The organism is Floridaenema fluviatile BLCC-F154 (assembly GCF_041929135.1).
Classification (GTDB): domain Bacteria; phylum Cyanobacteriota; class Cyanobacteriia; order Cyanobacteriales; family Aerosakkonemataceae; genus Floridanema; species Floridanema fluviatile.
In genome coordinates this window covers 83063-91565 of sequence record NZ_JBHFNS010000050.1, presented here as the reverse complement: position 1 = coordinate 91565, position 8503 = coordinate 83063, and the positions used below count along the sequence as shown (strand labels likewise).

The following is an 8503-nucleotide window of genomic DNA, read 5'->3' as shown; positions in this document are numbered from 1 at the left end:
TGTTACGCATTTAAATCACTTATTAACGAGTAGGGTGCGTCAGACGGTAAAGCCTATGTAGAAAAGAAAATATCTAAATCTGACGCACCCTACAATATGACTTTTAAATGCGTAACTGATTAAGAAATGGTGGGCAATGCCCACTTTTTTTTGTGTTAATTCAAATTTTCAATCCAACAAATTTGATGTCAACGATTTCTATCCATTAATTATTTTAAGTTAAAACTATGTAAGGGCAGGTTTTCTGGTTAATTCTTTGGTAGTGACTACAGAATTTTTTGCTAAACCTGCCCCTACAACTCAAAAGTAATTTGTTAACTTTTGTCGGTGTTTTGTTCGCTTTTTAACCGCCAACCTGGTTTGACTATTTGCCGAGAACGCGCTACTACTAAACTATCATCGGGAACGTTTTCGGTGACTGTGGAACCTGCGGCAATTGTCACATCTGAACCGATAGTTATGGGGGCGACTAATACGCTGTTGGAACCTGTTTTTGTGCGATCGCCAATCGTAGTATGATGTTTTTTCACTCCATCATAATTAGCGGTAATTGTCCCGGCACCAATATTCACTTTTTCGCCTAATGTAGCATCTCCCAAATAAGATAAATGGGCGACATTAGTCTTTGTTCCCAATTGAGTATTTTTCAGTTCCACAAAGTTTCCAATCCGGCAATTTTCCCCGACATCTACATGACCGCGCAAATGAGTGTATGGGCCAATTCTTGTTCCCGATTGCACTATACTATCAGTAATTACGGAATAAAGTACTGTGACATTTTCGCCAATTTGACTATTTTCAATTAAACAACCTGGGCCAATTCTACTACCTGTACCAATTACAGTTTTGCCTCTTAAATGGGTTTGCGGTTCAATGATTACGTCGGGTTGAATTTCTACTGTATCGTCGATCGTTGTACTATCAGGATCGATTAAAGTTACTCCAGATGTCATCCAATAATCTTTAACTCTATCCTGTAATATTTGATGAGCTACTGCTAGTTGTTTGCGATCGTTAATCCCCAGAATTTCTTCATAATCTTCCACATCAACTGCCATTACTGGCTGAAGTTCATTTACCGCATCAGTTAAATAATATTCTTTTTGGTCGTTGTCGGCTTTTAAATTGGGTAAGATTTTCGCTAAATCAGGCCAATGAAAACAATAAACTCCGGCATTGATTCGGTTATTTTGCTTTTGGGCGGCGCTACAATCTCGATCTTCTACTATTTGTTGAATGATGTTTTGACCGTTACAAAATACTCGTCCATATCCTTTGGGATTGGGCAAATGCGCCGTCAACAAAGTGGCAGAGTTTTTATTTTGTTTGTGAGTTTCGATTAAATGTTTAATTGTTTGGGGGCGCAATAAAGGTACATCGCCATTTAAAACTAATAAATCGTGGCTGAAACCCTCTAAATGAGGTAATAATTGCTGGATAGCGTGACCTGTTCCCAGTTGTTCTTTTTGTTCGACAAATTCTAAATCGGGAATATTGTTGAGATCGGCTTTAACTCTTTCTGCTTCGTAACCAATAATTACAATGCGCCTAACTGGGTTAATTTCCAGACAACTTTGAATTACTCTTTCTACGAGGGAACGTCCGCCCAAGGGATGTAATACTTTGGGTAATTGGGATTTCATTCGCGTCCCACGTCCCGCCGCTAATATCGCTACTGCTACCATTTTTTGAACACAGAGTCTACAAATACCGCAGTATACCGCGCTTCGTACCCACTATGTAATTAGATTAACGAATTGACACTCCTCGGTCTAAAGACACGAGGATTCTTCATTCACAGAGTAAATTTTATTCTGGGTCAGGGCTGATTTTTAATTGTGTGTAACTAATAAATTCGATAAATTGATCGACTAACTGAGGATTTCGCCAGCCTTTGGCTGTTTCTTGGTGAATTATTTTTAGGGCTTCTTCGATCGGAAATGCTTTTTTATAAGGTCTTTCGCTAGTCAAGGCATCGTAAATGTCAATGATTTGGAACACTTGGGCTAGGTAGGGGATTTGATTTCCTGATAACCTGTCTGGGTATCCGCTACCGTCCCAGCGTTCGTGGTGATGGCGGATAATTGGGAGAACGCCGTGCATGGTTCGCAGGGGTTGACAAATTTTTTCACCTATCAAAACGTGCTGATTCATGATTAGCCGTTCTTCTTCGGTGAATTGACCTTTTTTCAGTAGTACGGCATCGGGAATCCCAACTTTGCCGATGTCGTGAAGATATCCACCCCACATTAAGTCGCGGATTTCGGAACGAGAAAGTCCCAGGTAGGTGCCGAAGGCTTTGCCCATTGCGGCTAGTCTTTCGCAGTGATCCCCTGTGTTGGGATCGCGGCTTTCTATGGCTCTGGCGATCGAAAATACTACTTGTTCGGCGTGATCTAAGTCTTCGTTTAAGCGTTTTTGCCGGACTAATGATTTGACACGGGCTGCTAGTTCTAGGCGATCGAATGGTTTGGTGAGAAAGTCGTCTCCTCCGGCTTCTATGCCGCGGATGCGCGATCGGCGATCGTTAAGTGCTGTAATAAAAATTACTGGGACTAGTCGAGTTTGTTCGTCTTGTTTTAATTTGTGACAAACTTCAAACCCATCCATTCCCGGCATCATTACATCCAGCAGAATTACATCTGGTTGGCTTTCCACCACTGTAACTAATGCTGCTGGGCCATTCTCTGCTTCCAGTACTTCGTAGCCTTCTACTGCGAGAAGGGCGGCTGCTGTCATGCGACTAGCAGCGTGATCGTCAACAACGAGAATTTTTGGCTGATCCAAATTAAAGCCACTCTCTTTTGTCGATGAGGTGTCTAAGGCACTGGTTGCACCGAATGAATCAACAGCTATATCAAAACGAGGACTCACGGTCACTTTCGCCTTCCTAAATCTATAAAGATTACGTAAAATGGGGTTTTTTTATGACGTACTTTACTTAAAGAGCAAGTTACGATTCGCTACCACAAATAGTAACTAAAGAAGATTTTCCCTTGCAATGGGGATCACCATCAATACTAACTATAGGAAAATATATCTTCCGATTTTTAGCAGTGAGACAAAACTTTAGGTTTTGTGATTTAAGTCACAAATTTTTGGGGTGGAGAATTGATTCCTACGGGTTGCTAAGCGATCGCCCTCTTAAGCTATTATCCAGCGTTTTTTCCAGTGTGAGGTGGATTCTAATGAAGAGGCTTGTTGTTCTAAGTGGCGACGGTGCAAAATTATATTTGCTCGATCGGATAAATTCGGATCTCGGTAGGGAATGGCGGCGCGAGTTTGTAGGTGTTCTTTTTCTTGTTGGGATAGGGGTGGTAAGTCTGTGGGGTTAAAGCTGGCGATCGTTCCTGGTGATTTTCTTCCTACTGGTGTAGTCGCCCCAATTGTTAGCCCAGCGGCTAACAGGGCAGTTCTCACGGCAGCGGAACAGGAATAGGTAGCAAGTTTACCTTCTGGCTTCAGATGTTTGGCTACTTCGCCTAAAAATTCCACTGTCCACAGTTGGGGGCAATTGGGCGGGGAAAAGGGATCGAGGAAAATTGCGTCGGCTTGCCAGTTGTTTGGTAGTTGTTGGATGGTGGTACGAGCGTCGCCAATTAATAAGCTGGCTTTTAAGTTGTGGGTTTGGATTTGTCGATCGCTCACCATTTGACTGAGAATTTGCGGAATCGGTTCGAGCCAATTATCGGTCAAGTTATGCGCTAATGCAGCTGCGGGGACTGTGGCATCTAATTCCAAGGCGAATAATTCTACCTGACAATGGGGATTAATTTGCCAAATTGTTTTTAGTGCTGTGGCGGTATTGTACCCTAAACCATAACAAATGTCTAATAGTTGCAATTTCGGTTTTTCGGCTTGCTGCTTTAACTGTAAAGGTTGAACAAATTTAGCTTCCGCTTCTTGAATTGCCCCACTTTGACTGTGAAAGGTTTCCCCAAATTCGGCGGAAAAAAAGGTGAAGGAACCGTCATCTGTAAGTTGGGGAATCAAGAGATTTGGTTCTGGCATTGATTTAAGATAAATAATAATTGGGTTGGTAATAATTGGGTGCTAGCTTATAACGAAAGTTCAATTCCGGGAACAACTTTGGCGGAACGATTGAGTTTAGCTTTGGCGGAAAATTTGGCTTTAGAAGTGGCAAATACAAGTGATTGCCAAGTTGAATTATACCAAGGTTTGAAAGTGGTGACTGTGCAAGCATATAAAATGCACGAATTTCATCCTTTGCACCCGGAAACTGCGGTTCGCCAAGCAGCTTTTTCTCATGTTCAAGAAACTTTGGAGTTGGCGGCGCGGTTAAATGCACCTCGGATTCTTACTGTTTGCGGTTTTGGGTTTGAAATAATCGATCGCCCATTGGAATGCTGTTTAGAGTTTTTTCATTCTTTAGTCCCAATCGCCAAAAGTCTAGGAATTCGCATGATGATTGAACCTTTGAGTCCTTTACGTGCTGGGGCTTTTACCGATCCCAAAGATCCCAAAGATGTGATTAAATTAATGGCAATGCTCAATGAACCGAGTGTTTTTGGTTTGGCGATCGATACTGGTCATTTGTTAGATAGTGGCATAAATTTAAATGATTTTTTTCTCAATTGGCAATTCCCTATTGAAGAATTGCAGCTGAAAGGTGCGCGATCGACACCTCCCGATCCCACGATCCCACTAACAGTTTGGTTAGAAAACTTGCCGCAAATTCCCAATGTAATCTGTGTGGAACATCGCCAGTCAATTTCCTTACCCAACTTTCGAGAATTAATTAATTGGGTGAGACGATCGCAGTTGGCAAACGACATTTTCGGCTAACTTAAGGGAGTTAGCCTCAACTAAGCATTAAATAGTTAAATTTATTTACAAATAGTAAATTAATATGTAAATAAGTAAATCTATCTAAGGGTTTACAAAAAAATGTAGCGAAGAACACACGCAAAACGGTAGAGCTATATTGCCAAAATGTAAAAAAGTTTTAAAATATTGGAAATAATGATAAAGACTAAAACTACTTTAACGGTCAAGCAACATCTTATTAGCTCTTATTAGGTAAAATATATGAATAATGGGGGCGTGAATCGGAGGTTACAGTGGAAATCAAATACTCCTTTAAGAAACCTAAAGAATTAAAGAATGTGGGAAATAATTAAGAATTTCATTTCACCTAGCCAGTTTATTCCTCATGGTCATTGCTATTTGTGGAAACCGCCACTGGTTGGATTACACTTAGTTAGCGATTTGTTAATAGCGATCGCCTATTTTTCGATTCCATCACTATTGATCTACTTTGTCTGTAAGCGAAAAGATGTGCCCTTCCACAAAGTTTTCCTTTTGTTTAGTGCCTTTATAATTCTCTGTGGTTTAGGTCACTTGCTGGAAGTTTGGACATTGTGGCATCCCGCTTACTGGCTAACAGGAATAGAGAGTGCTTTAACAGCTTTGGTATCCTGCTACACAGCATGGCAAATGGTAAATTTGTTACCACAATTTTTAGCATTACAAACACCGGAACAACTAGAAGTATTAAATGTGGAATTACAACGAGAGATTATTGAACGACAAAAGGCGGAGTTGGCTTTACGACAAGCTTATGATGAGTTAGAAATTCGGGTGCGAGAACGAACTTTTGAGTTAACAGCGGCTAATTTAGCTTTGGGAACAGAGATTAAGGAAAGAACGGCTGCGGAACTAGCTTTACGAGAAAGTGAAACTCGTTTAAAGACTAATAAAGATTTTTTAGACAGGGTACTCAATGCCTTGTCCGACCCAATTTTTGTGAAGGATCAACAACATCGTTGGACAATGGTCAATGAAGCCTTTTGTCAATTAATCGGTCATCCTCGTGAAAAGTTACTTGGGAAGTCAGATTACGATTTTTTGCCTCCCGCAGAAGCCGAGGTTTTTTGGCAATATGATGACTTAGTTTTTAGTAGTGGCATCGAGCATGAAAGGGAGGAGGAATTAACCGATAGTTCTGGGAATAACCACACAATTTTAACTAAAAAAATCGCTTTTCGAGATGGCTCAAATGAGCAAGTTTTAGTGGGAATTATTCGTGATATTAGCGATCGCAAACGTGCCGAATTAGCCTTACAGCAACAAGCCGCAGCAATGGCAGCAGTGAATGATGGCATAGCAATTATTAATGCGGAGGATAAATATGTTTACTTAAATGAAGCATATATCGGGCTTTTTGGTTACGAAAATGAGCAGGAATTACTAGGAGAAAATTGGCGAAATCTTTATGAAAAGCCGGAAATAGAACGCTTGCAACAAGAGTTAACCCCGAAGTTCGCCAAATCTGGTAATTGTCGCTTAGAAACAACAGGTAAAAGGAAAAATGGTAGCTGCTTCCCACAAGAAATGACCATGACCAAAATTGATGGAAGTTCCTCTGTTTGTGTGGTGCGCGATATTAGCGATCGCAAAAAAATAGAGTCAACTTTGCGAGAAATAGCTGACCGAGAAAGAGCGATCGCCAGAGTAATCCAAAGAATGCGCCAAACCCTCGACATTAAGCAAATTTTTAGTGCCACTACTCACGAGTTACGCCAAGCTGTGGAGTGCGATCGAGTACTGGTTTATCGCTTTAACGCCGATTGGAGTGGAGAATTGGTTGCCGAATCAGTAGCAGCAGGTTGGAACTTATTAGTAGACCAACAATTAGAGCAACCAGAATTAAGAAAAATTGCTATCAAAAAAGAAAAATGTGCCGTAAAAGCTTTAGACAGTACCTATAACCAACTCCAAGATACTTACTTACAAGAAACCCAAGGAGGAATTTATCGCAGTGGAACAACTTACCGTTGTGTCACCGATATTTACACTACAAACTTCGACGATTGCTATTTACAATTATTAGAAAAACTACAAGCTAGAGCCTATATTATTGTCCCGATTTTCTGCGGGAATCAACTGTGGGGATTATTAGCAACTTACCAAAATTCTGCTCCCCGACAATGGCAAGAGGCAGAGATTAAAATGGTTGTGCAAATCGGTAATCAACTAGGAGTAGCTTTACAACAAGCAGAATTATTAGCCAAAACTCAACAACAGTCAATTGAACTCATGAAAGCTAAAGAAACTGCTGATGCCGCTAATCGTGCTAAAAGCGAATTCTTAGCTAATATGAGTCACGAATTACGCACACCATTAAACGCAATTTTGGGTTTTACTCAAGTCATAAACCGTGACAAAAATTTAGCAATTGAGCATCAAGAATCTCTGGGAATAATTAGCCGTAGTGGAGAACATTTACTGGAATTAATTAACGAAATTCTGGAAATGTCCAAAATTGAAGCTGGAAGAGTAACGCTCAACGAACATGATTTCGACTTACATTATCTGCTAAATAATTTAGAAGAAATGTTTAGATTGAAAGCAAAAAATAAGCAATTAAATCTTATTGTTGAGTGTAATTCTGCCGTACCACAATACATTAAAACTGACGAAGCTAAACTGCGTCAAATTTTAATTAATTTGTTGAGTAATGCGATTAAGTTTACCCAAATTGGTAATGTGACTTTACGAATCAATCTAGTCACCAATTCTGAAGAAGAATTAGCAAATACTAAATTATTACTATTTGAAGTTTCTGATACTGGTCCCGGTATTGCAGAACATGAATTGGCGCAATTATTTACTTGTTTTGCCCAAACTACCACTGGTTTAAACTCTGGTACAGGAACAGGTTTAGGTTTATCTATTAGTCAAAGATTTGTCGAACTAATGGGAGGAAAAATTATTGTTGTTAGCGAACTTGGTGTAGGTTCAAAATTTACTTTTAAAATTCCGGTGAAAATTGCTCAATCTAGCCAGAAAAATAGAGAGAATATTGAAACCAGAAAAATTGTCGGACTAGCACCAAATCAACCAATTTATCGCATTTTAGTAGTTGAAGATAAAGTAACTAATCGATTATTATTAGTTAAATTGCTGGCTTCTCTGGGTTTTGCCGTGCGGGAAGCAGAAAATGGTCAACAAGCTTTGGCAATTTGGGAAGCTTGGGAACCCCATTTAATTTGGATGGATATGCGAATGCCTATAATGAATGGTTATGAAGCTACCAAACAGATCAAAAATCATTTGAAAGGTCAAGCAACGGTGATTATTGCTCTCACTGCTAGTGCTTTTGAAGAAGACCGACAAGTTATTTTATCTACTGGATGTGATGACTTTGTGCGTAAACCTTTCCAAGCACAAGAGTTATTAGAAAAAATATCTCAACATTTAGGTGTAAAATACCTGTATGAAGAAGAAACAATTAATGAAGATGTAGTACCAGTCAAAAATGATTCTTTAATCTCATGCTTACAAACAATGCCCCTAGAGTGGATAGAAAATTTATATCATGCAGCTGCCCAAGGAAGTGATAATTTAATTTTGGAACTGATTCAGCAAATTCCCCCAGAAATTCCTGTTTTAACTTCTACCTTGAATGATTTAGTAGAAGGCTTCCAGTTTGAGCAAATTATGCAATTAACTCAAATAATTAGCGAAAGTTAAAGTATCA

Annotated in this window: 5 protein-coding genes; 2 read left to right on the top strand and 3 right to left on the bottom strand. The window is 39.7% G+C overall.

Annotated features, from left to right (window positions below; genetic code table 11):
* Positions 1–314: 314 nt before the first annotated feature.
* From glmU to ACE1B6_RS12325, 3 genes are all read right to left on the bottom strand, one after another.
* Positions 315–1685: a bifunctional UDP-N-acetylglucosamine diphosphorylase/glucosamine-1-phosphate N-acetyltransferase GlmU gene (gene glmU / locus ACE1B6_RS12335; RefSeq protein WP_413257531.1), complete on the bottom strand. Its 1371-nt coding sequence runs from the start codon at positions 1683–1685 to the stop codon at positions 315–317.
* Between the two features lie 124 nt (positions 1686–1809).
* Positions 1810–2787, bottom strand: a complete 978-nt coding sequence (locus ACE1B6_RS12330; protein WP_459563018.1) for an HD domain-containing phosphohydrolase — start codon at positions 2785–2787, stop codon at positions 1810–1812.
* A gap of 357 nt (positions 2788–3144) precedes the next feature.
* Positions 3145–4011: a tRNA (5-methylaminomethyl-2-thiouridine)(34)-methyltransferase MnmD gene (locus ACE1B6_RS12325; protein ID WP_413257529.1), complete on the bottom strand. Its 867-nt coding sequence runs from the start codon at positions 4009–4011 to the stop codon at positions 3145–3147.
* Between the two features lie 39 nt (positions 4012–4050).
* Here ACE1B6_RS12325 and ACE1B6_RS12320 point away from each other — a divergent pair, with 39 nt between their 5' ends.
* Both ACE1B6_RS12320 and ACE1B6_RS12315 read left to right on the top strand, forming a co-directional pair.
* Positions 4051–4806 carry a sugar phosphate isomerase/epimerase family protein gene (locus ACE1B6_RS12320; protein ID WP_413257528.1) on the top strand — a complete coding sequence of 252 codons (756 nt, stop codon included), beginning with the start codon at positions 4051–4053 and terminating at the stop codon, positions 4804–4806.
* 318 nt (positions 4807–5124) lie between these two features.
* The gene (locus ACE1B6_RS12315) at positions 5125–8496 is read left to right on the top strand and encodes a PAS domain-containing hybrid sensor histidine kinase/response regulator (RefSeq protein WP_413257527.1); all 3372 of its coding nucleotides are present in this window, start codon (positions 5125–5127) and stop codon (positions 8494–8496) included.
* Positions 8497–8503 lie beyond the last annotated feature (7 nt).